This window comes from Shewanella sp., from assembly GCF_048265805.1.
Taxonomy (GTDB): Bacteria; Pseudomonadota; Gammaproteobacteria; order Enterobacterales; family Shewanellaceae; genus Shewanella.
In genome coordinates, this window is sequence record NZ_JBLXAT010000021.1 from 1 (window position 1) to 23,323 (window position 23,323).

The 23,323-nt window shown below is 46.4% G+C and carries 17 protein-coding genes and 3 pseudogenes; 14 read left to right on the plus strand and 6 right to left on the minus strand.

Annotated features, from left to right (window positions below; translation table 11 throughout):
* Positions 1 to 117: pseudogene (locus ACN0TT_RS14370) on the plus strand (transcriptional regulator MerD); the annotation flags it as partial.
* Here the strand turns inward: ACN0TT_RS14370 and ACN0TT_RS14375 are convergent.
* Positions 112 to 1,605, minus strand: a pseudogene (locus ACN0TT_RS14375) (transposase); the annotation flags it as partial. The pseudogenes ACN0TT_RS14370 and ACN0TT_RS14375 sit on opposite strands and share 6 nt — an antisense overlap.
* A gap of 286 nt (positions 1,606 to 1,891) precedes the next feature.
* On the opposite strand from ACN0TT_RS14375, the gene ACN0TT_RS14380 reads away from it, so the two are divergent.
* On the plus strand, positions 1,892 to 2,521 hold the full coding sequence (locus ACN0TT_RS14380; RefSeq protein WP_001145448.1) for a hypothetical protein: 630 nt from the start codon (positions 1,892 to 1,894) through the stop codon (positions 2,519 to 2,521).
* A gap of 576 nt (positions 2,522 to 3,097) precedes the next feature.
* Here ACN0TT_RS14380 and ACN0TT_RS14385 read toward each other — a convergent pair.
* A complete protein-coding gene (locus tag ACN0TT_RS14385; protein WP_417762842.1) occupies positions 3,098 to 3,424 on the minus strand; it encodes a DUF1840 domain-containing protein in 327 nt (108 codons plus the stop codon).
* Positions 3,425 to 4,890: 1,466 nt separating this feature from the next.
* Here ACN0TT_RS14385 and ACN0TT_RS14390 point away from each other — a divergent pair.
* From ACN0TT_RS14390 to ACN0TT_RS14410, 5 genes are all read left to right on the plus strand, one after another.
* Positions 4,891 to 5,775 carry a hypothetical protein gene (locus ACN0TT_RS14390; protein WP_417762843.1) on the plus strand — a complete coding sequence of 295 codons (885 nt, stop codon included), beginning with the start codon at positions 4,891 to 4,893 and terminating at the stop codon, positions 5,773 to 5,775.
* A gap of 13 nt (positions 5,776 to 5,788) precedes the next feature.
* Positions 5,789 to 6,649: a transglutaminase family protein gene (locus ACN0TT_RS14395; RefSeq protein ID WP_417762844.1), complete on the plus strand. Its 861-nt coding sequence runs from the start codon at positions 5,789 to 5,791 to the stop codon at positions 6,647 to 6,649.
* A 695-nt stretch (positions 6,650 to 7,344) separates the two neighbouring features.
* On the plus strand, positions 7,345 to 8,694 hold the full coding sequence (nhaA, locus tag ACN0TT_RS14400; protein ID WP_417762845.1) for a Na+/H+ antiporter NhaA: 1,350 nt from the start codon (positions 7,345 to 7,347) through the stop codon (positions 8,692 to 8,694).
* A 317-nt stretch (positions 8,695 to 9,011) separates the two neighbouring features.
* Positions 9,012 to 9,224 (plus strand): cold-shock protein, encoded by a 213-nt coding sequence (locus tag ACN0TT_RS14405; RefSeq protein ID WP_417762846.1) that lies wholly within the window; start codon positions 9,012 to 9,014, stop codon positions 9,222 to 9,224.
* Between the two features lie 225 nt (positions 9,225 to 9,449).
* Positions 9,450 to 9,653: a hypothetical protein gene (locus ACN0TT_RS14410; protein WP_417762847.1), complete on the plus strand. Its 204-nt coding sequence runs from the start codon at positions 9,450 to 9,452 to the stop codon at positions 9,651 to 9,653.
* 106 nt (positions 9,654 to 9,759) lie between these two features.
* On the opposite strand, the gene ACN0TT_RS14415 is transcribed toward ACN0TT_RS14410, so the two are convergent.
* Entirely contained in the window at positions 9,760 to 11,196 is a 1,437-nt protein-coding gene (locus tag ACN0TT_RS14415; protein ID WP_417762848.1) for an efflux transporter outer membrane subunit, read from the minus strand.
* Between the two features lie 115 nt (positions 11,197 to 11,311).
* On the opposite strand from ACN0TT_RS14415, the gene ACN0TT_RS14420 reads away from it, so the two are divergent.
* From ACN0TT_RS14420 to fabF, 5 genes and pseudogenes are all read left to right on the plus strand, one after another.
* On the plus strand, positions 11,312 to 11,929 hold the full coding sequence (locus ACN0TT_RS14420; protein ID WP_417762849.1) for a TetR/AcrR family transcriptional regulator: 618 nt from the start codon (positions 11,312 to 11,314) through the stop codon (positions 11,927 to 11,929).
* A 78-nt stretch (positions 11,930 to 12,007) separates the two neighbouring features.
* A complete protein-coding gene (locus ACN0TT_RS14425) occupies positions 12,008 to 13,117 on the plus strand; it encodes an efflux RND transporter periplasmic adaptor subunit (protein ID WP_417762850.1) in 1,110 nt (369 codons plus the stop codon).
* Positions 13,114 to 16,179, plus strand: a complete 3,066-nt coding sequence (locus ACN0TT_RS14430; RefSeq protein WP_417762851.1) for an efflux RND transporter permease subunit — start codon at positions 13,114 to 13,116, stop codon at positions 16,177 to 16,179. Before ACN0TT_RS14425 ends, ACN0TT_RS14430 begins: the two co-directional genes overlap by 4 nt.
* A 41-nt stretch (positions 16,180 to 16,220) precedes the next feature.
* A pseudogene (locus tag ACN0TT_RS14435) lies at positions 16,221 to 16,836 on the plus strand (oxidoreductase); the annotation flags it as partial.
* Positions 16,837 to 17,027: 191 nt separating this feature from the next.
* Positions 17,028 to 18,338 (plus strand): beta-ketoacyl-ACP synthase II, encoded by a 1,311-nt coding sequence (fabF, locus tag ACN0TT_RS14440; protein WP_417762852.1) that lies wholly within the window; start codon positions 17,028 to 17,030, stop codon positions 18,336 to 18,338.
* Between the two features lie 226 nt (positions 18,339 to 18,564).
* Here the strand turns inward: fabF and ACN0TT_RS14445 are convergent, their stop codons facing one another.
* Positions 18,565 to 19,185, minus strand: a complete 621-nt coding sequence (locus ACN0TT_RS14445) for a glutathione S-transferase family protein (RefSeq protein WP_417762853.1) — start codon at positions 19,183 to 19,185, stop codon at positions 18,565 to 18,567.
* Between the two features lie 153 nt (positions 19,186 to 19,338).
* Here ACN0TT_RS14445 and ACN0TT_RS14450 point away from each other — a divergent pair, with 153 nt between their 5' ends.
* Positions 19,339 to 19,740, plus strand: a complete 402-nt coding sequence (locus tag ACN0TT_RS14450; protein ID WP_417762854.1) for a winged helix-turn-helix transcriptional regulator — start codon at positions 19,339 to 19,341, stop codon at positions 19,738 to 19,740.
* A gap of 108 nt (positions 19,741 to 19,848) precedes the next feature.
* Positions 19,849 to 20,223, plus strand: coding sequence for a hypothetical protein (locus ACN0TT_RS14455; RefSeq protein ID WP_417762855.1), 375 nt, complete (start codon positions 19,849 to 19,851; stop codon positions 20,221 to 20,223).
* A 358-nt stretch (positions 20,224 to 20,581) separates the two neighbouring features.
* On the opposite strand, the gene ACN0TT_RS14460 is transcribed toward ACN0TT_RS14455, so the two are convergent.
* Complete coding sequence (locus tag ACN0TT_RS14460; protein ID WP_417762856.1) at positions 20,582 to 21,994, minus strand: HAMP domain-containing sensor histidine kinase; 1,413 nt, start codon at positions 21,992 to 21,994, stop codon at positions 20,582 to 20,584.
* 321 nt (positions 21,995 to 22,315) lie between these two features.
* Complete coding sequence (locus tag ACN0TT_RS14465; RefSeq protein WP_417762857.1) at positions 22,316 to 23,305, minus strand: AAA family ATPase; 990 nt, start codon at positions 23,303 to 23,305, stop codon at positions 22,316 to 22,318.
* Positions 23,306 to 23,323 lie beyond the last annotated feature (18 nt).

Genomic DNA, 23,323 nt, shown 5'->3' on the forward strand with positions numbered 1-23,323 from the left:
GGCCTGGACGCGCTGGCGCGGCTGTGCCGGGCGCTGGATGCTGCGGACGGCGATGAAGCGGCCGCGCAGCTTGCCGTTCTGCGCCAGTTCGTCGAGCGTCGGCGCGAAGCGTTGGCCGATCATGCGAAACAGCGCCGACTCATCCACCTGTTCGCGCCCTTGCTGCCGCAATTTCGCCAGCGCCTGTCGTTGTTCCCAGAGGGTGACAGCCGGGTGCGACAAGGTGCGGTATGGAATTTCCAGATAGTGCTGCCCCTCCGGCTCCAGCACCCAAATGCGGCTGATGTCGCGCGGGTCGCGCCGGATCAGGAACGCAGGCAAGCGGTCGCGCCGAGCTATCCACGGCTTGAGCGCATCGGCGTAGTAATGGATGTGGTCGATGACGAAGCCGGTGCGGGTCAGCGTGCGGCGGATGATGGGCAGAAAATCGACCAGAAAAGCCGTGGTGCGAGTGATGACGGTTGGCACGCCGGTCCGCGCGATAGCTTCGGCCCAGCGCGCTGCCGGCGGCTGGAGCAGGCCGTTGTGCACGGAGCCGTGGTAGGTGCCGACCGCCAATGTGAGCCAGCGCTCCAGCTCACGCAGCGTCAGGGCGGCCTTGTTTTCGGAATCGTAGTCGCCGCGCTGGTCAGGGTTGGAGAAGGTCGTCCCTGGCAATTCGTCGTGGATCATCTGCATCGCCGTGCCGATGATCCGTTCCACGATGCCGCCGTAGTGCGGCTGCCCGAGCGGGCGATAGTCAAGCCGGATGCCATGCTGCTCGCAGCCTCGGCGTAGCGCTTCGCTCTTGAACTCGGCCGCGTTGTCCAGGTAGAGCAGCCTGGGCTTGCCGCTCATCGGCCACTCCATTTCTATGTTCAGACCCTCCAGCCAGGGACGCTTGTCGCAGGCGACATGCACAAGGCACAGGCCGACCGAAACAGATGACGGCGCTTCCAGCGTGACGACCATGCCGAGCACGCAGCGGGTAAACACGTCGATGGCGATGGTCAGATACGGACGGCCAATCGGTTGCCGGTCGCGCTCGTCCACCACGATCAGGTCGATGACCGTGTGATCAATCTGCACTTGTTCCAGTGGCGCGGTCACGGCGGGAGGCTCACCACCGACACCTTGCAGGCTGCGGGACGCATCCTGACCTTCCCGGCGGCGAGTGGCCTTGAGCGGATCGAGGCCGGCGATCCGCAGAGCCACGGTGTTGCGCGCCGGCGCCCGCAGCTTTTGCGCTTTGCAAGCCTGCGCGACCTCGCGGTGGAACGCTGCCAGGCTACGCTTCTGCTTGGTCAGGAAGCGCTTTTGCAGCAACTCGCGGATGATGCGCTCAACTGATTCCGGCAAGCGTCCCTTGCCTTTTCCGCCGCCGGATCGGCTGCGAGCCAGGTCCGTCACAAGCCCAGCACCTTGCCGGGCACGGCGGATTAGGACATACACCTGCCGCCTGGACAGGCCAAGCGCGTGAGCAGCGGCATCGGCGGCTTCATGCCCGACCACATCAAGCGCTGCCAGCGGCCCGATGATTTCCGCCCGTTGCCGGGCCTGCGCCCAAGCCGCATCGGGCAGGGTGGCCACGCCTTGCTCGGCAATCAATGATGTGTCTGACGCCATGCTCACACCTCGCTTTGGTGCACACGAGTATTGAGCATAGTCGAGATTGGTGCAGATGATTTCTGATATTGCGTTGTCAGGAGTCGCCTGCACATCTGGCGTTACGCCCCGTCAATTGGTGCAGTCGTCTTCTGAAAATGACAAAAACACCACCTTGAGTTCATGTTCATAAAACGGTGGTTTGTTGAACACAAATGAAGGATCGTCTCACTCCATGAAGAAAACTTGATCTATAGATTAAATCATCTATAGTTCTATATATGATTTAATCTATGGAGATATTAAGATGCCAGTCACTATTAGCATTTCAGATGATGTGTACGGAAGATTGGAAGCGTTGGCTGTTGGATTCGACACGCCAGAGAGAGTGATCGAGCGCTTACTCGACTCCGTTGAGGATAGCGGGTCGAAATCCACTGGAAACAAACCTGCTCTCACTTTCGTTCCTGATGAGCCAGCTTTCAAAAATGAGTTGATAGCGCGTAAAAAAGCACAGGTCGTACTTCATCTGAAAAATGGGGATCGAGACGTGATCCACTGGAATGCTTCTAGGTTTCAGCCCAGCTCAAATCTGCGAGCTAACTTGTGGTCAGGAATTCTGAGGAACTGGAAGGATAAAGGGATCGTCTCAGCAGAGCTGTCAGTTCTACCCCAAGGTATCAACCACCCTGACGACAACACCGATCTCCTAATAGCTATCGCCGGAGAGGTTCACTGGACGCTTGAAGAGGTAGAGCAGTACTTCGTTGATTATGACCTGGTAAGTAGTGACGATGGTCACCCCTACTACTACCTCGCAACCTTCAGTGAAGAGACTCCTGACAAGTTGAAGCAAATTGCCGGGTTGAACAGCGCTAATCAACTCCATTTGGATCTAAACATCGTTCCGGATGAAGATCCTGGCGAGATCGAGTAGAGTAATACCATCTTATAATCAGTATTTTACGTGTATTGGGGTTAGTTATTATTGATCCGTATTTACTCCAAAACACAAACAAAATATTGATTTACATACAATTTATACATTCTGTATCGGCAAGTAAAATAGTAAAACGCATCAAACCAAATCAAAACAACATTATGATTTTAAAATAATTTTGTTTTATTGGGTGGGAAGTAATTTGAAGGGTTTTGTCGATTCTTGCGCCACGTGTGCGCCACAGATAAATTCTGGCGCACATATGGCGCACAAGATGAGAAAAACCTATGAAAATCAGCATACATAAACGAGATCCAGATAAAAATGGCCTGCGCGCTATCAGGCTTGTTTACTCATTCCAGATTGCTTGATCACAACGAACTCAGAACGGCAGAAATCTACGCAGATATTCTCACCCACCAAACGAAATTTGTGCTTACTTTCCGGATATCTATGATAAACAGGCAGATGCAGTCCCCTGGCGCAACCAAAGGAATATGCGTTAAAGAGCAACAAAGCCAAGTTATAACTTTAGATGTAAATGAGACACCTCAGATGGGGCTGAGGAAGATGTTACTGCTCATCCCACATGATATCGCATTGAGCATCTATCGCAGACTTCAATAGTTCTATTAATGGAAAAGCGCGGAGATTCGTACCGACTGCGGGTTCAGATAAAGATTCCTCTTCATCATCACTAATGTCAGATACACCTTCTTGAGCCAGTGTACTTTCTGCCGCGAGTGACAAGGTTAATTTAGACAGTGCATCAGAGAGATCTGGTGCAAGAATAGCACCGGGTACAGTGCCACTATGCCCCATCATTTTTATCATTTGCAGTCCAATGTCACCGAACATAGTGACATTAGCATAACTTTTGCAGCGGAATGTAATAAGCACGTGCAGCTCCTGCTTTCGCTTGATTCATTTGAAAATGCATGATGTTTTGGCTAAATAGACGGCAATCGAGGTTCTTGGACTTACACGATCCACCGACCAGAATTAAACAGTTGGATAGAAAATAAACCTCAAATAAAAGCCGGTTTATTGCTGCCGATTATCGGTTTTTGCTTTTTAATGATGAGCATCAGAGAGCTCTTGGTTAAGGAGGAAAGGCAGTGTTACTGTTATCCGCTTCTCCTGGCACTTTTGCAACAATAAAGAACAGCACCTACCACAAAGGGCATCACTAAGGTGGTGGTGAAGTTACCAATGGCCGTGTTTTCTGACACTAACCCCAAATCTTATAGTGAAGCTCACACCAAGTTCAGGCATAGCTTATCGAGTTTGCCTAAGTGTGATATTTAACACCTTGCGAACACCGTTGTATCAGGATTACAGTTAATTGCGGTGTTAGTGAAGCTTCGAACAAGCCTTTGTAATAAATAGGGATTTTCAGCCATAGCAGTATGCCGTTAACAGCAAGCACGCAGGAACATGGCTACGTTGACTGATGCAGAAATATGAAGACCTCCTAGAGTACTAAATCTTTAGCCCCCACATCAAAAACAGACTCTCAATATCGACGATAAGCAAATAATTTTATTAAACAAAATGACCACATTTTCGTATTCAATTAGTTATTCGTGCTGTGCAGAGCAGTCTTGTTGCCCCTATTTTACTAACGCTACACAGTGGCCATATTAGCGGTTCAGCCAAATGGTTTACCTCGCCAGACGTCCCCTGTATCAGTTCACTGAGTATTGTGTTAACGTGTAACGTCATATTCAGCCGACGGATATCTTTCCTACGGCACTTCACTTAGCGGGACTTCTTGTTGACATTCGACTAATTTCTGGTCGGCACGATCTTGTTGCCTCCTCTGAGTCTATACTCAAGGAACTAACTATGTCCGTATCAACAAACACTTCATTTATTGCTAAACGCTTGGTTATCTCGGCCATTGTGATAACCAATGAGCGCTCATAGCCGCAGCGCATTAACTACCTACGTCACGGAGAAGCTAATTTACTTGGCCGAGAAACTCTGCAATATCAAGCTTGTTTACCAAAGCCACACAACTTGCAGCAGAAGTGATCGAATTAAAAGTTAAACCATCTCAACCGACTGATATGTAGCATACAAACACCTAGCCGGTTGCTGATAGAGTCTCAGGGGCATTAGAGTACAGAATATCGCCTCTAACTGAGTGCAAACTATTAGTCGCGCATCGACCTTCTGGAAATCAGCAGCGTTCACTTGATATTGAGTCTCTTAAAAATAAACAGTGTTGGCGAAGCGCTCTGCTTCCAACACAACTACGGCACGTCAGTTCTTAACATAACTTCACCATTTGTATCAAAAAGTTATACATCTCGGCCAAGAAGCCCACCAGCTTCGTCTTTTGACTAGAACGGATTACAAACATGAAATTTAGATCATATCTACTAAATCTTGTAACCATTGTGCCATTGCTGACAGCGTCTATCAGCAGTCCTTGGGCACAAACGGATGTTTCTCAAATACCCAAAAATGCCTTCCAGAATCTCTATGGGCCGGGTTGGGATTGCAGTTGGGGATTTAAAAAAAATAATAATACTTGTGTTGCAATACAGTTGCCTACGAATGCGTATCTGACCTCAGATGGTTCAGACTGGAAATGCAATCGAGGCTTCTTAAAAAACGGCGATTCCTGTGAAGCCTTAAAGGTTCCCGCGAATGCACATATGGTTGATAACCTATATGGCAAGGGCTGGGAGTGTGATAGGGGATATAGGCCTAACCAAAACAGTATGCAAAGACAGTCAGCACTGTGCCTTAAAATTGCGGTACCAGAATATGCCGTATTGAACGAATCAACCTATGGCCCTGGTTGGGATTGCGAGCAAGGTTATAAAACCATCGGCAATAGCTGTAAGGCTATAGTCATTCCCGTCAACGCCTATGCGACAGATTCTACCTACGGTAATGGCTGGGAGTGTAGGCGCGGATATAAGGAAAATAATGGTAGTTGTGTTGCATTAAGGATCCCTAAGCATGCTTTCTTAGATCGGCGAGGTGAAGCTTGGCAATGTGAGCGTGGATATCAAAAAAGAGATGATTCATGTAGCAAAATCGCTCTTCCAGTAAACGCTTACGTGAACGATGAAGGCAATGATTGGCAATGCGACAGAGGTTATAGCAAAAAAGGCGAATTTTGTTCTCTGATCATCATTCCTGATAATGCTCATCTTAATTCTGCGGGAGATGGATGGATATGTAATGAGCCCTATAGTACAAATATTGGCTCGTGTATCGCCTCCGCCGATTAATTGGAGAAGCTAGATGAGACGTTATAAGATCGTCCACAATACTCAATACTGCTTTAACGGTCAGGTTCGGCTACAACCACACACCTTGCGGCTAAGACCAAAAGAGGGACATGAACTGCGCATAGAAAGTTCAAAGTTAGTCATTTCCCCGTCCGCAGTATTACGCTGGCATCAGGATGTGGAAGGCAACTCAGTTGCCACTGCGACATTCGTTGAAAATACATCAATTTTGACGGTGCAAAGCGAGATCACTATTCAACAATACAACCAGTCCCCTTTTGACTTTTTGGTTGCCGATTATGCGGTTGACTATCCGTTCCATTACAACAATAACGATAGTGTGCTGTTGTCGCCTTATATGTGGGTTAACGATAATGAAAGTAGCATACTAACCAACTGGATTAACGATATTTGGCCATCTGGCGAGGCCATTCAAACCATTGCTTTATTGATTAGGCTTAACCAGCGTATCTATCACACCTTATCCTACCAAAGCAGAGAAGAAGAAGGCGTGCAGAGTGCTGAGCAAACCCTATCTTGCTGTTCAGCTTCTTGTCGAGATTCAGCAGCGCTTTTTATAACAGCCGCAAGACAATTAGGCTTTGCGGCAAGGTTCGTCAGTGGCTACATGTATTCCTATTCAACCAGCAACCCACAGGGACAATCAGGCACGACTCATGCGTGGGCAGAGGTGTTTATTCCTGGTGCGGGATGGAAAGGCTTTGACCCAAGCACAGGTAATATTGTCGGGCCTGAGCATATCCCTGTCGCAGTGGCGAGATTACCAGAATCTGTACCACCAATCTCTGGTGCATTTCATGGAGTCCTTGGTGCCAACATGATGGTGAATGTTTGGGTTACAGAATTGAACTAAACACGTAAGGATAATTCTGGTATGTGGCTACAAACCGCTGGTGAATTAAAATTTGTCATTGATGCTCACACGCCCATTATTTTAATGCTTCGGCCTAGACGCGGCGCACAACGGTGAGTTGCGAGCGAGGAGTACCTTCTTTATCCAAATGTTACAGCGTTTGAATTCACGGATGACTATGGCAATCAGTGCCAGCGCCAAATTGCACCGCTGGATGAGTTCATTGCCGAATGACGAGCGCTGATGATATAGCACCAAGCAAGGGTAGCCATTTATTAAGAGTCAAAACCAACCAGACAACGTACTGAAATATTTGCTACCCAGCCGCGATTGTGAATATGACCATTTCGGCGATAGACGTCTGAAATCACGGTTTATCGCGAACTCGGTTATGATTAAGTCGCCGAGATTGAACGTCGGCTCCACACCACAATGGCTATCTACCTGTCTGCCGCGTCTCACCTTCAATCGGCGATTGAGGTGAACCAGAAGAAATGCGTGAGCTTACAAATCCCCTTAGGGCGTGGCATACAACGGTATCTGTCACGTTGCGGTTTTTAAGGGTTCACCATTCGCGACAAACTGCGCTTTACATCTGAAAGCTGTATCCGCACGCAGAGCACGCCCAGGACTTATTCGCACCTTTCCTAGCTTCAGAAGCAAAAATAACACGTAAAAATCGGAGTATAGTGACAATGAATCGCAAGTCGACAGCTCTTAAACGCGGGCATCCTACGCAATTACCCAAAGAATATATTGATAGATTAGTTCAGCCGCTATCTCGATTTTTTGAAATTGAAGCCGCAGCAGGTGTTGTCCTGTTGTGCTTTACATTGCTCGCGCTATATCTGGCCAATTCATCGTTAAGCCAATCGTTCAGTCACTTATGGGATACGCCTGTGGGCATTAATATTGGCTCATTGGTTCTTGAACGCACCTTACATGACTGGATTAACGATGCCCTGATGACCTTGTTTTTCTTTCTGATAGCACTTGAACTCAAACGCGAGTTAGTACTAGGAGAGTTGCACGATTCAAGAGTGGCGATGTTATCGATCTCTGGCGCTATAGGCGGTATGTTAGTTCCGGCGCTGGTTTTTCTATTTTTCCTGTCTGGCCAACCAGAACAACATGGTTGGGGCACGGTTATGGCCACAGATACAGCGTTTGTGATTGGCTGTATGGCCTTGCTGGGAACGCGCATCCCCAAAAGTTTGCGGGTCTTTATGTTATCACTGGCTATCGTGGATGATCTGGGTGCAATTATTGTCGTGACCTTGGGTTACGGCCATCAAATTGATTGGTTTGCTATTGCGTTCGTTGCCGTGGGGTTGTTAGCCATTAAAGTGATGGCATTGCTCGGGGTTCGCAGTATTACCCTCTTTTTTATAATGGGCAGTGGGATTTGGTGGGCTGTCGACGCATCGGGTATTCACCCCACGGTCACCGGCGTCATACTGGGGTTAATGACCCCAACGACTAAATGGGTCAGTGATGCGCGTTTGCATACGATAATGGATTGCGTCGTGGCATACCCCCGAGGGGATCACTGGAGCGGTAATACGCTTGATCGTAAAGCACTTAGAACTGCCGAAGCGGCGGCACGCGAAACACTTTCACCGTTGGAACGACTGGAGATGCTACTTCACCCTTGGGTCGGCTTTGTCGTTATGCCGGTATTTGCTTTCGCCAACGCAGGTATTCCAATTACCGCCACAGATTTTACAACCTCGCTAACCATCGCAGTTTTTCTTGGACTTGTTTTGGGTAAACCTATTGGTGTTCTATTATTCAGTTGGATTGCGGTAAAACTGGGTCTTGCAACGTTACCCAAAGACTTACCGTGGCCCATGATTCTAGGTGGAGGAATACTTGCTGGTATTGGTTTCACTATGGCGATGTTTATTTCCAATCTCGCCTATAATCCTGAGCAAGTTAATGCTGCAAAACTGGGAATATTATCTGCCTCACTATTTTCTGGAATACTAGGGTTAATATTCTTAACCTTCTTTTCAAAACGTCGCATTCTGCTCAACAAAAGTTGATGATGACTTCGTTCAGAACAATACGGGCTGACCCGACACTTTAGCGCATCCCGCTCACTGAAATGGGACTAATCCACCGCTCTTAACAAAGAGTGGCTATGGTGGTCATTTTTTAAAAATAAATATTACTATCTATTTTTATTAAAAGGTGTATAGTGCACCCAGCTCTAAAACATGAGCTATTGATGAAATTTAGTCCAAGTCTTCTTATAGTTTTCTTTCGAAGTATTTCGTTATACAACTCCAGCAGCTACTTTTTCTTTATATTCCATTGGATAGCCTCGGTTTTCGACTTTTTAATAATTAACGAGGTATATATGTCTATTAACATGACAGGTTCTGTAAAATGGTTTAATGAATCAAAAGGTTTTGGTTTCATCTCGCCAGATAGTGGTAATGCTGATTTATTTGTACACTTTAAATCAATAATTTCAGAAGGTTTTAAAACCTTAGCTGAAGGTCAAAAAGTATCATTTAATGTTGAATCTGGAGCAAAAGGTCCCCAGGCTACAAATGTTACTGCATTATAAAAGACCATTTTAAATACATTCTTACATCACTCTTGGCGATGACGTGAGAATTTATAGCCTCTAATGCTATGATTAAATTAGATTTATTGATGATTTAATTTTTAACTAGCTATTGGCTATTCATTTATTATTAGTCGATACATTCTATTTGCTAATTCACCTTATTTTCTAGAATATATTATGTTGGCATGTTGGCATGTTGGCGCTTTATGTTTAGAGGTTTTAATGAGAAAAAAACGAGATAGTTCCCAAAGCAAAACTCGTAAAAACTACCATGATGCAAAATTTGAGCAAATGGTAAGCGAATACAACGATGCTAAGGCCATTTTAGAATCTATGGATGAAGGTTCAGTTGAGCACATAAAGCAGCAAAAGTACTGTGACACGCTTTTTGCAAATGCCGAAAAATTCTTTAAGCAACACAACTAGATATCCTTTTCGGTAGTTTGCTTACCGCTCTTTAAAAAGTTTAGAGAGCTTCGCTTTTTTTGTGCGGTTTAATTCCTTTCTTATTTTCAATCTGACACCTTGGATTTTAGTCGATTTGCCAGCCTCCACCTAGTGCTTTATAGGCAGCTATTGCTGACGTTATGGTCTCGGCTCTTGCCAGCGTTTCTTCATCCGATGCTCGCAGTAAACTTTCATCAGCCTGTAGTACCTCCAACTTGCTGGCGACTCCCTTCTGATATGCGGAAAATGCGGCGTTACGTGCATGCTGAAGAGCGTCAACCCCCTGCGATACCATCTCAGTTTGTTGTTTCCGTTTTGCCAGTGTTGAGAACGCGTTTTCGACATCTTCAGTGGCTTTCAGAACCGCCAGTCTATAAGCAGCAAGCATTTCTGCTTCACGGCCTTTGGCCTGCGCAATCTGAGCATTAATTCGACCAAAATCAAACAAGCGCCAACGTAAACCCAAGATGCCAGCAGCTTGATTAGCGCCGTTGCCAAATAAATTTCCTTCGGATATTGAAGTCGCACTGCCCAGCAGTCCACTCAGTGAAAATTTTGGATAATATTCGGCCATCGCGGCACCAATTTTTGCATTTGACGCTGCCAGATGTCGCTCTGCAATAATGAGGTCAGGGCGACGTGTGAGCAATTCACCTGGCGTTCCCATGTTGATAGTCTTTGGGATTGAGGGAAGCGGAACGCTTGCAGCAAATTCTGCGCGATGTGATCCGGGAGGTGTCCCCAGTATCACGTCTAGTGCGTTCAATGTTGTTTCAAGGCTTGCTTCCATCAGAGGAACAGACGTCTGATATTGAGCGAGCATCGCTTGTGTTTGATGAACTTGGCGCTCTGGTACTAATCCCTTGCTGTAAAGGAGATTAGTCAAATCGAGCATCTGCTGATGCGTTTCTACTTGTTTTCGAGCGATGTCGAGTCGAGCTTGTATGGCGCGAATGTTGACGTAGATGCTGGCGGTTTGTGCGGCTACGGCCAATTGTGTTGCCGCAATTCCTGCTGAAGTTGCTTGGTACTCGGCTTGAGCCGCCTCTCTGTCTCGGCGGAGACCGCCAAACACATCTAGCTCCCAACTGGCATTCAGGTTGGTTTCGTAACTGCTGCCATAACGATCAAAACTTGGGGATGAGTTCAATACTTGTCCCAAAGGGGTTTCTACTGATTGATAGGCGCGAGCTGCCTGCCCAGAGAGACTGCCGGATGGGAGTAGAGCTGCATTTGCTGCCCCCAATCCTGCTCTGGCTTGAGCCAGTCGTGCCGTTGCTTGAGCCAAATCAAGGTTTTGGTCTAGGGCAATGGCGATGTAACGAGTCAGTTGCTTGTCACCAAATTTTTTCCACCACCCTTGTAGCTGAGCATCGGCCGTCGTTGCTTGTTTGCCAATAGAGTTCTGCCCATAAAAGTGATTGGGGGTAGACAGTTTCGGCGGAGTGTAGTCAGGCCCGACAGCACAGCCAGCTAACATACTGCTTACCGTAAGCATGATGAATGAGTGTTTTAGACGCATATTATTACCGAAGATTGACAACGAGTGACTATATTACCATTTGGTCACTCGTTGTCAATTTAACCATGACGCGTTAGAATTCGGACACGATAGTATGAAAGTCAGAGAGAAGGTTATGAGTGAAGAGCACAACAGCCCTGCATTGAATCGAGGCCCTGTTGATCATGATGTGCGGGATCAGATTGTTATTGCAGCAACAGAACATTTCAGCCGCTACGGCTACGGTAAAACAACCGTCTCAGATTTGGCGAAATCAATAGGTTTTTCAAAAGCATACATATACAAATTCTTTTCTTCAAAACAGGCCATTGGCGAAAGTATCTGCACAAACTGTTTAAGTGAAATTGAGGCCGACGTTCGAAAAGCGATAGAAGACGTTGACCAGCCGCCAGAGAAGCTGCGTCGAATGTTTAAAGAAATCGTTCAGGCAAGCTTTCGGTTATTTTCCCAAGACCAAAAGCTTTATGAAATTGCTGCTTCAGCCGCCGCTGAACGTTGGCAGGCAACTATTTCTTATGAGCAAAACATCAAGGATCTGCTTCAAGATATCCTTCAACAAGGGCGTCAAGCGGGAGATTTTGAGCGCAAAACACCATTAGATGAAATGACGACAGCTATCTATCTAGTCATGAGACCTTATATGAACCCCCTTATGTTGCAACACAACTTTGACTTCATTGAGGACGCTCCAATTCAGCTCTCCAACTTGGTTCTTCGTAGCCTCGCACCTTAGAACATTTGTGACTATTGACTAATTTGGTCACTAGAATGATAATTGCACTCCTGAACAGTTCTTCATGGAGGCTTATGCATGTCTCGTCACAACATACTTACAATGGCAGTTATCACTGCTTTACCGCTGGTCTTAACGGCTTGCGGTGAAGAAAAGCAAGCCGATCCCCGTACTGAAGCGCCTCTAGTGCGGACGGTTACGATTAGTGCATCTAGTGCCGAATCCCGCTCTTTCACTGGTGTCATAGCGGCTCGAATAGAAAGCGACCTTGGTTTTCGTGTATCAGGTAAGGTGCTAAAACGCCTAGTGGATACCGGACAAGTGGTGAAGAAGGGGCAAGTACTGATGCGACTTGACCCGGTAGACCTGAAGCTTGCTGCGCATGCCCAACAAGAGTCGGTTGTGGCGGCTGAGGCTAGGGCGAAACAGGCAGCGGAAGATGAGGCTCGATACCGAGATTTGCGCGGCACTGGCGCTATATCTGCCTCAGCTTACGATCAAGTCAAAGCGGCTGCGGATACAGCACAGGCTCAACTTCGTGCCGCACAAGCTGAAGTGGCAATCAATGCTACTCGTTATACGGATCTTGTCGCCGATGCTGATGGAACCGTAGTTGCAACGCTTGCTGAGCCAGGGCAAGTGGTAAGTGCCGGTCAGATAGTGGTCCGAGTTGCGCATGCAGGAGCTCGGGAAGCGGTGATCCAGTTACCTGAAACGCTGCGTCCTGCATTGGGTTCACCTGGGCTGGCACAGCTTTTTGGTCGGCCTGATATGACGTCGGTTGCCACGCTCAGACAGCTTTCCGATGCTGCAGACCCAGCCACTCGCACTTTTGAAGCAAGATATGTACTTACCGGACAACTGAAAGACGCTCCTTTGGGCTCCACCGTAACCATCAACGTAACCAAAGAACGTTCCGTTTTAAAAACAGGGTTGCAAGTACCGATTGGTGCTTTGTTTGATGCGGGTAAAGGAACAGGCGTTTGGAGTGTCGATGGCGAGCCTGCCAAAGTCTCTTGGCATCCCGTTACGGTTTTAGATCTTGACGATGATTCAGCGCTTGTGAGTGGTCCAATCAAACAGGGGGATCAAGTTGTTGCTCTTGGTGCTCATCTATTACGTGATGGTGAACAGGTGCGTGTTGCAGGTTCTTCTTCTGGGTCTGTTGCAGAGGGAGCGCGTCCATGAGCGAAAGTCGTTTCAACCTTTCCGCGCTCGCAGTACGTGAACGCGCCATCACTTTATTTCTCATACTGTTGATCTCTGTTGCTGGCGTTATCTCATTCTTCAAGCTAGGACGTGCTGAGGATCCTTCTTTTACCATCAAGGTGATGACAATTGTCACCGCCTGGCCCGGTGCTACTGCTCAGGAAATGCAGGAGCAGGTTGCCGAGAAGCTCGAAAAACGGATGCAGGAGCTACGATGGTATGACCGCACTGAGACTTTCACTCGTCCTGGGCTCGCTTTTACCACGTTAACTTTATTGGACAAAACGCCGCCATCGGAAGTGCAGCAGCAGTTTTATCAGGCCCGCAAAAAAATCGGCGACGAAATTCGTAATCTTCCTGCTGGTGTCATGGGACCATTCATTAATGACGAATATTCCGATGTGACCTTTGCGCTGTATGCACTCAAAGCCAAAGGCGAGTCGCAACGGTTACTTGTTCGTGATGCGGAATCACTGCGCCAACGTCTGCTTCATGTCTCTGGGGTTAAAAAGGTCAATATTATCGGTGAACAGCCAGAGCGTATTTATGTGGAGTTTTCTCATGAACGCTTGGCAACCTTAGGGGTAAGTCCACAGGAGGTGTTTGCAGCGCTCAATAATCAAAACGTGCTGACGCCCGCGGGGTCGGTTGAAACCAAGGGACCAGAAGTTTTTATTCGTTTAGACGGGGCTTTCGACAACTTAAAAAAAATACGCGATACCCCTATTGTAGTGAAAGGACAGACGTTAAAGCTGTCAGATATTGCCACGGTAAAGCGCGGTTATGAAGATCCGGCTACATTTATAGTCCGTAATGGCGGAGAGCCTGCGCTGTTACTGGGCATTGTTATGCGTGATGGCTGGAATGGGCTTGATTTAGGTAAGTCCCTTGATCAGGAAGTGGGGGCAATTAATGCCGAAATGCCTCTGGGGATGGCCTTATCCAAGGTGACAGACCAAGCAGTTAATATCCACGCGGCAGTCGATGAGTTTATGATCAAATTCTTCGCGGCATTGGCTGTTGTGATGCTGGTAAGTTTTGTCAGTATGGGGTGGCGCCCTGGTGTTATTGTTGCTGCGGCCGTGCCTTTAACGCTTGCTATTGTTTTTGTTGTCATGTTGGCGACAGGGAAGAACTTTGACCGTATCACGCTCGGCTCTTTGATTCTGGCGTTGGGGTTATTGGTGGATGACGCCATTATCGCTATCGAAATGATGGTGGTGAAAATGGAGGAAGGTTATAGCCGTATCGCCGCGTCATCCTATGCCTGGAGTCTCACCGCGGCCCCTATGCTATCGGGAACATTGGTTACCGCGGTTGGATTTATGCCCAACGGTTTTGCGCGTTCCACCGCCGGTGAATATACCAGCAATATGTTCTGGATTGTCGGTATAGCACTTATCGCATCTTGGGTTGTTGCGGTGGTCTTTACTCCTTACCTGGGCGTCAAGTTGCTACCTGAGGTGAAGAAAGTCGCAGGTGGTCATGCCGCCATCTATGATACACCCCGTTATAACCGTTTCCGCCACTTACTGGCGCGTGTTATCGCTAGAAAATGGTGGGTGGCGATGACGGTTGTCAGCCTGTTTGTTATCGCTGTACTTGGTATGTCGGTAGTTAAGAAACAGTTTTTCCCTATTTCTGACCGACCAGAAGTGTTGGTTGAAGTGCAGATGCCTTATGGCACATCTATCACTCAGACAAGTGCTGCCACCGCCAAAGTTGAACAGTGGTTGGCGCAACAAGAAGAAGCCAAGATTGTGACCGCTTATATCGGTCAAGGGGCTCCAAGGTTCTTCTTTTCCGTAGGGCCAGAGCTCCCTGATCCCTCTTTTGCCAAAATTGTCATTCGTACTGACAACCAAGAAGAGCGCGAAGTGTTGAAACATCGTCTACGTCGAGCTATCGCTGATGGTATAGCGCCGGAAGCGAGAGTGCGTGTGACTCAACTGGTATTCGGCCCCTATTCACCATTTCCAGTAGCGTATCGAGTGACGGGTCCTAATCCAGATACATTGCGCGACATTGCGAATGAAGTACAACAGGTGATGAAAGCAAGCCCCATGATGCGCACTGTGAACACCGATTGGGGAACTCGTGTGCCTACCGTACATTTTTCATTGCAGCAGGATCGGCTTCAGGCTTTAGGTTTGAACTCCAGTAGCGTCGCCCAACAGTTACAGTTCTTGTTAAACGGTGTACCAGTAACCAGTGTACGGGAAGATATTCGTACTGTTCAGGTCGTCGCTCGCTCATCGGGTGAAACTCGGCTTGATCCGTCTCAAATAGAAAACTTCACTCTGGCAGGAGCTCATGGTGAACGTATTCCGCTATCTCAAGTGGGTAACGTTGAGATTAGACAGGAAGAGCCGATCATGCGCCGCCGAGATCGGGTACCAACGATGACGGTACGCGGTGATATTGCCGAAGGTTTACAGCCGCCGGATGTATCGCATGTCATTACTCAGCAATTACAACCTATTATACAAAAATTGCCTAGCGGCTATCACATTGTGGAAGCGGGTTCTATTGAGGAGTCCGGCAAAGCCAGCGTCGCTATGTTGCCGATATTTCCAATTATGATCGCGTTGACTCTGCTGATCCTGATCATACAGGTACGCTCATTTGCTGGCATGGTGATGGTATTTTTAACCAGTCCTTTGGGGCTTATTGGCGTGGTGCCAACACTACTTTTGTTCCAGCAACCGTTTGGTATCAATGCTCTGGTCGGTTTGATTGCATTGTCCGGTATTTTGATGCGTAACACTCTGATCTTGCTAGGACAGATCCACCACAACGAAGCATCCGGTTTAGATCCATTCCATGCGGTCGTTGAAGCTACAGTGCAACGTGCTCGCCCAGTGATACTGACGGCGCTGGCTGCAATTCTTGCTTTCATTCCCCTCACTCATTCGGTGTTCTGGGGGACACTGGCTTACACGCTGATTGGCGGCACGTTGGCCGGGACAATCCTGACGTTGGTGTTCCTGCCAGCTATGTATTCCATCTGGTTCAAGATTAGACCTAGCCAAAGTAGCTGAGGTTTACGTGATTAACGTATGCATTTTGAGAGGAAATTATTATGTCAAGTAACGCTAAAGTTGTCGTAGTGACGGGCGTTTCGTCGGGAATAGGACGCGTAACGGCAGAAACGTTCTTTAAAAGAGGGTGTAAAGTATTTGGCACCGTTCGAAATCTCGAAAAAGCTGAGCCGATTCAAGGCGTAGAATTGCTCGAAATGGATATTCGGGACGAAGGTTCTATTCAACGTGGGATTGCGTCCATCATTGCCGAAGCTAAACACATTGATGTGCTTGTTAACAGCGCGGGTGTCACGCTACTAGGTGCAATGGAGGAATCTTCCATTGCAGAAGGTCAGACACTGTTTGATACCAACGTCTGGGGTATGCTCCGCACGATACAAGCGGTGCTACCTCATATGCGGCTACAGCATTCGGGGCGCATAGTGAATATAAGCTCTACTGGGATTCCTTCCTGCGCCTTACATGGGGCTATATTCAGCGTCTAAGCATGCTGTTGAAGGCATGTCTGAAACGCTAGATCATGAAGTTCGAGAATTTGGTATTCGTGTAACACTTGTCGAGCCTTCGTTTACCAAAACCAACCTTGATATTAATGCTCCAGTTGTTGCATCCCCTATCTCGGCATACAACTCAACCCGTGACACTGTCTCTCAGGCGATACAACAGAACGTGCATAAAGCACCACGCCCGGATGATGTTGCCGCAACAGTCGTTAATGCTGCGCTCGGTGCGTGGAAAATGCGCCATACACCAAAAGGTGAAGCTTCATTACTGAGGAAGTTGCGCCGTTTCATGCCAGCGGCTCCGGTAGAGAAAGGGATCAGAAAAACATTTGGGATGAAATAATGAACAGAACCAACGAAGTGCGAATTGTTGTTACCGGTGTCGGGGTTGTAAGCCCCTTAGGTGTTGGTGCCGATAGGGTCTGGCAACGATTGCTAGATGGGCAATCAGGAATTCGACATCTACCGAAAGGTGTCGCTGATGGAACAGGAACGACCGTGGGTGGCTTAGTCCCTACATTGGAAGAAGACCCGCTAGCAGGTTATGCCCCCGATCGTGTTATTCCGGTTAAAGAACGTAAAAAGATGGATCGTTTCATTGAGTTTGCGCTTGTTGCAGCAGATGAAGCGCTAACACAAGCAAACTGGCATCCAGTAGCGGTAAAGGAGCAAGAACGAACTGCCACGATTATTGCGTCGGGAGTTGGTGGATTCGGCGCGATTGCTGAGGCGATTCGTACCACAGATTCCCGTGGTCCTCGTCGCCTATCGCCGTTTACAGCACCTTCCTTTCTTGCCAATATGGCGGCAGGTCAGGTATCCATCAGGCATGGATTCAAAGGGCCTCTGGGCGCACCGGTAACAGCGTGTGCGGCGGGCGTTCAGGCTATCGGTGATGCAGCTAGGCTTATTCGGAGCGGTGAGGCGGATATTGCGATATGCGGGGGAACAGAGGCCGCTATCGATCGAGTTACACTTGGATGTTTTGCTGCTGCTCGCGCTTTATCGACTGGGTTTAACGATAGTCCTCAAGAGGCTTCTCGTCCCTTTGACCGAGACCGAGATGGATTTGTGATGGCCGAAGGTGCGGGGTTACTGGTGATTGAATCATTGGAGCATGCGAAGGCGAGAGGCGCTCAGCCTATAGCTGAAATTGTTGGGTATGGAACTAGCGCAGATGCCTACCACCTAACCGCTGCCCCAGAGGATGGTAATGGTGCCCAGCGAGCCATGCGACAAGCATTAAAACAGGCTGGGATCTCATCACAAGCAGTAGCACACATCAACGCTCATGCGACGTCTACTCAAGTGGGTGATAAGGGCGAACTTGCTGCAATTAAAGCTGTCTTTGGCGAAGCTTCTGCAGTAGCTATTACATCGACTAAATCCAGTACCGGCCATTTGTTAGGGGCTGCCGGAGGGGTAGAAGCTATCTTCACCTTACTCGCGTTACGAGACCAAGTGGTCCCTCCTACATTAAACCTCAACAATCCAGATGATGCGGCGCTGGGATTGAATCTTGTAGCATTAATGAAAAGAAGTATGGATATTGAATACGCACTATCAAACGGATTTGGATTTGGTGGTGTTAACGCCAGTTTGTTGCTGCGCCGCTGGGACGAGATAGAAAAAAACGTTAAGCAGAGGCCTTAATTGTATCAAAAACCGCTTTATCAAAGATAAAGCGGCAATGGCGGGATTAGCATCGACGTTAGCCCGCCAATTCGTTCATCTGTAGTGCTTTTAAACAGCCCATATACCGTGTAGAGGGGGAACGTTCACTTTGATTACCGCAATAGTGTTATATGCGCAGCGTAAACTCTACCGCAGACATCATGCCATTCCCGTTAAACTGCAAATTTATAGTAGGCAAAGTTCACTAAGTATTGGGCCAAGCAATTTTCATCGCCTTGATATAAGCAGGTCTGGCACGAATATCGGCTAAATAACGTTGCACATTTGGTAGATCATCAACTGTTCTACCACCGAATAGAGGTAGTGTTGTCAGCGTAAATACCGACATAATATCAGCGCAACTAAAGTTGTTTCCCGCAAGATATTGATGTGTACCCAAATGACTATTGATGTATTGATAGTAGCCTTCGCGCCGCCGCAACACTACTTTTTTCGCCGAACTATTGGCCGTTGCCGACTCCTTAAGTGCCAATTCCGACATAAAGACCGACATAGTATTACTGTTAAATTGCATCCAATACAGATAATCAGCATAGTTTTCATCAGTTGGTGGGATAACAAAGCGACCATTACCATATTTTTGGCTTATGTATTCGACAATCGCATTCGACTCACACAGGGTCAGTTCGCCGTCTGTGATGATAGGTGATGTAGCCGCTGGATGAAGGGCGAGATATTCATCTGGTGCGGTATTGTCTTCCGCTTTGCGCTGATAAAACTTTATGTCATAAGGCAGGTCCAGTTCTTCCATTAACCATACAATTCGGTCTGATTGGGAAACGCATAAGTGATGAATAGTTATCATAAAAATTCCTCATTACTGCTTATATTATGAATATGCGGTTTAATTTAGTTGCATAATGCAAGTGATTTTTATAAATGCTACCCAGATCACTTGTATCGTACAAGTGATCTGGGTAGCATTTCCGACATTGTTAATCACTGTGAGGATGCAGCTTTGAAACATCGTTCTCTATGCCCTATTAGCTTGGCACTTGATCTCATAGGGGATAAGTGGTCACTCTTGCTCATTAGAGATGCGGTTTTCTGTGGCGCTCGGTATTTTAAGGATTTCAAAGCAGCTAAAGAGAATATCTCTACCAACATTCTTGCTGACCGTTTGAAATGCTTGGAGGAAAACGGTTTTTTAAAAAAAGAAAAAGACCCATCTAATGCCAAGCAGTTTATTTACACACCAACAGAATTGGCTGTCAAATTAGTCCCCACCCTAATAGAACTAGTTGTTTTTAGCAGTGAGTATTTTGCTAAAGAAATACCAGATGATGTTATTCAACTTCTAAAAATGGACAGAACGGCGATTGTCAGTACCTTTACAAACATTAAACAAAATACAAGTTAATTCCACTCTAAAAAATGACCGTTGAAAATACTAGTAACACGGTGGATAATTAAGTTTTCACTTAACTTATGATGCGTTTTTAGTAACACAGACGAAGAAAATTAAATAATGCTAAATTTTATTTTATATAATTTAACTGCCGTAGCTGTAATATTACACCTATACGACAGTGCCAAGGAAAATGAGTGGACGGAGCCTTTATATAGGAATAACTATATTGCATGGCTAATACAGGGGGTAGTGTTAACAATAATTGCTTTGGCTGGTATAGTCCCTGTCTACCTAAAAACAGATTTTGGTAATTATTGGTCGATTGTATTGGGGGTCGGTGGATTAAGTGGTTATGGATATCACAAGATAACTCATTTACTCAAAACATCTACTGTTTGCCTTAACCAAATATCGTATATGATTATGTGGGTGTTAAATATATTTTCAGCAGCACTGATCGTAATGGCTGTCCTTGAACTGACCTCAGGGTGAGATCGCGAACGTTTATTAAACAAAGACCGATCGGAATGTAAACAATTTTCGTTTTGAAATTATACGGTTTGTGCTGTTCAAAATGATACGAAGACCAGTTAATCATCAGCCTGATGAAATAGTGAGCACTCATGCTCCCGCCCTGGAATTGGCCTAAGGAAGGGGCGAATAAGCCCCTAGTGAGAAATCGACATATCTTGTCTACCGTTCGATTAGGCTTGGAAGTCCTCAGGCGGCCAGACTACAAGATGACCGTTCAAGATCTTTTCGCAGCAGTGATTGAACTAGCTAGTCAGCTTTTAAAAGGTAGCTATGCACTAGGAGATTTATGAGATGCTCTCTCAGGGCTTATCTTGTATTAATCTAACCTTGGAGAAAAACGAATATTGAACTGTGCACCCCCATCTATAATATTCTCAGCATCTACAGTGGCAGAGTGCAGCTGTACAATCGCCTTGACAATTGCAAGTCCTAAACCATGACCATTACGATTTGGGGGGAATTTAGCAAATGGTACAAACAAAGACTGCAATTTATCCGGTGGAATGCCTATACCATAATCTCGCACAGACAATATACCAGACGCATCTAATGAAACCAAAACTGTACTATCTTGTATTGAGAACGACACAGCATTATCAATCAAATTAGCAATAGCTATTTCCATTAGTCCTGCATCGCCTGGCACAACATAAGACATAACCTCAGTTTCAAAACTCAGTTCTACATCTGAATTTTTAGCCAATATGGCACGTTCTCGTATCACGCGTTGGCAGCATTGCACTATATCGATTTCGCCATCAAATGACTTAGGCCCACCAACACGCATTAATCGCAACAACTGATTAACCAAACTCACCAGTCGGCGAGTGTCAACAATCAGTTTATCCTTCAACGGTGAATCATCCAACATTTCTATTCGTGTACGCAATACTGTTAATGGAGTTCGCATTTCATGAGCAGCTGTTGATAGGAAAAAATTATGTTGTTTTTGAGTTATATCAATTCTGGAAAGCATCTCATTGACAGCTTGAATAAGTGGCAACACTTCATTTGGCAGCCCTTTCTCAGGCAGCTTTTGATTAAGATTCTTTGGATCAAAAGAATAAGCAACCCGAGCCAATTTATTCATTAGTCGCCAATTAAAAAGTAATATTAAAGCAGTTATAGAAAATACGCCAGCAGCTGCAATAATCAGATTTCCACTGGCACCAACCACCATCCTTTTATAATATCCAAAGACAGTATCTGATACTGGAACCTCAGGATTTACGACTCCATAAAACTCAAGATAAAAATGCTGGTTATTACAATAGTTATACTGGACATATCCATGATCATCACCATTAGTTATGTCTTTATAAAAATAGGAACACAGAGGTGCGTTATCGAATTTATTGTTGATTCCGTCCAACTCATCTAGTTGCATTTGATGATAAAACTTTGGAGGTTGGCCACTGCTATAGACCTTATCACCGATGGTCATGTAATAGCGAAAATCAGGATTGAGTGTTAAAAAGCCTTTGAGTTCATCAGAAAACTTAAAATTTTCAGAGTTGGATTTTCCCTCAAATTTGGTGTCGATGAAATCTCTCAATTCACGTCGTATTTTTTCAACCGTAAAGTACATAGGGTCTGGAGCTTTAATCTCAACATCACCTAGCGGCTGTATTGCAATGAAGTAAATAGTTGCTGTAATAAAGAGCAAGGATAAGATCAACATCTGGCCAATCATTGAACGATGGATTTGAGAAAATAGCTTCAACGTCATATCTAACCAACTTTAATTTTGTTTGAAGACCGATGATGTTAGGGACGGGGCGAATAAGTCCCGTGCGTGCGCTGCGTTGCCATACTGCTTTCAGATGCAGGGCGCAGTTTGCCGAGAATGGTGAACCCTTTTCAAAAATTGCAACGTCGCAGATGACGCTGTATGCCAAGCCCTACTGGAATTTGTAAGCTCACGCATTTCTTTTATGCTCCAGCATGCCCGCAGTTAGCGGCCTTGAACTGCCATTGCTTACCAATCCAGAGTGTCGCGAAGACTTGTTCGCACCTTCCTTAGAACATGAAGTGCTACTCTCCGGACATTTTAAAAGCAAGGCGTTCTTACATTTTCAACGGCATCTCTAACCACATCATCCGCCGTTATATTTTCCGCCTGAGCCTGAAAACTACATACAATCCGATGGCGCAGAACATCAATAGCCACAGCTCGTATATCATCACAACTTACAGCAAAACGTTCATTTAACAGTGCTCTTACCTTCGCCGCTAGCATAAGGCCTTGTATGCCTCTAGGCGATGCTCCCAACCTAACATAAGAGTTGACTAATTTTGAAGCATACTCGCTGTTAGGTTGCGTAGCCATAACTATGCGAACAGCGTATTTTTTAGCTACTTGAGATACAGGTACCCGCTGAACAACACGTCTTAAACGATTAATGGTTTCACCGTTAGTTACTGCATTAACTTGAATCGTTTGCTCCCCAGTCGTACGTTCAATAATTTCGCGATAATCTTGCTCTGTTGGGTAGCCAACAACAAGTTTAAATAGAAAACGATCTAGTTGGGCTTCCGGTAACGGATAAGTACCTTCTTGCTCAAATGGGTTTTGGGTAGCCATTACGCAAAATGGTTCCGGCATTACAATGGTGGAGCGGCCAACCGTCAATTGCTTCTCTTGCATCACTTCCAGCAAGGCAGATTGTGTTTTAGGCGTCGCTCTATTGATTTCGTCAGCAAGGACTAGGTTGGCAACAATTGGACCTTGCTGAAACGCTAATTCATGTTTGCCATCGGCATTTTCAATAAGCACAGATGTGCCGACGATATCAGCGGGCATCATGTCGGGCGTAAACTGAATACGACTAAAATCAGCATTGATCGCTTGGCTTAATGTATTGACCAGCAAGGTTTTACCAAGTCCCGGTACCCCCTCCAACAGAATGTGTCCACCAGCCATAATTGCTGTCAGAACACCATGGACAACCTGTTTCTGTCCTACAACAGCTTTGCTAACTTCAGTGAAAACTTGTTCAAATACATACTTAAATTCTGCAGCTTGTTTCTTTGCCTGCATCAATGAGTCAGATTGCAT

Excerpts from the sequence above, each read along its gene's own strand:
- ACN0TT_RS14430 (WP_417762851.1), top strand. The coding sequence starts at position 13,114 with ATGAGCGAAAGTCGTTTCAACCTTTCCGCGCTCGCAGTACGTGAACGC.
- ACN0TT_RS14420 (WP_417762849.1), top strand. The coding sequence starts at position 11,312 with ATGAGTGAAGAGCACAACAGCCCTGCATTGAATCGAGGCCCTGTTGAT.
- ACN0TT_RS14455 (WP_417762855.1), top strand. The coding sequence starts at position 19,849 with ATGCTAAATTTTATTTTATATAATTTAACTGCCGTAGCTGTAATATTA.
- nhaA (WP_417762845.1), top strand. The coding sequence starts at position 7,345 with ATGAATCGCAAGTCGACAGCTCTTAAACGCGGGCATCCTACGCAATTA.
- ACN0TT_RS14425 (WP_417762850.1), top strand. The coding sequence starts at position 12,008 with ATGTCTCGTCACAACATACTTACAATGGCAGTTATCACTGCTTTACCG.
- fabF (WP_417762852.1), top strand. The coding sequence starts at position 17,028 with ATGAACAGAACCAACGAAGTGCGAATTGTTGTTACCGGTGTCGGGGTT.
- ACN0TT_RS14460 (WP_417762856.1), bottom strand. The coding sequence starts at position 21,994 with ATGACGTTGAAGCTATTTTCTCAAATCCATCGTTCAATGATTGGCCAG.
- ACN0TT_RS14405 (WP_417762846.1), top strand. The coding sequence starts at position 9,012 with ATGTCTATTAACATGACAGGTTCTGTAAAATGGTTTAATGAATCAAAA.
- ACN0TT_RS14445 (WP_417762853.1), bottom strand. The coding sequence starts at position 19,185 with ATGATAACTATTCATCACTTATGCGTTTCCCAATCAGACCGAATTGTA.
- ACN0TT_RS14395 (WP_417762844.1), top strand. The coding sequence starts at position 5,789 with ATGAGACGTTATAAGATCGTCCACAATACTCAATACTGCTTTAACGGT.
- ACN0TT_RS14415 (WP_417762848.1), bottom strand. The coding sequence starts at position 11,196 with ATGCGTCTAAAACACTCATTCATCATGCTTACGGTAAGCAGTATGTTA.
- ACN0TT_RS14390 (WP_417762843.1), top strand. The coding sequence starts at position 4,891 with ATGAAATTTAGATCATATCTACTAAATCTTGTAACCATTGTGCCATTG.
- ACN0TT_RS14410 (WP_417762847.1), top strand. The coding sequence starts at position 9,450 with ATGAGAAAAAAACGAGATAGTTCCCAAAGCAAAACTCGTAAAAACTAC.
- ACN0TT_RS14380 (WP_001145448.1), top strand. The coding sequence starts at position 1,892 with ATGCCAGTCACTATTAGCATTTCAGATGATGTGTACGGAAGATTGGAA.
- ACN0TT_RS14465 (WP_417762857.1), bottom strand. The coding sequence starts at position 23,305 with ATGCAGGCAAAGAAACAAGCTGCAGAATTTAAGTATGTATTTGAACAA.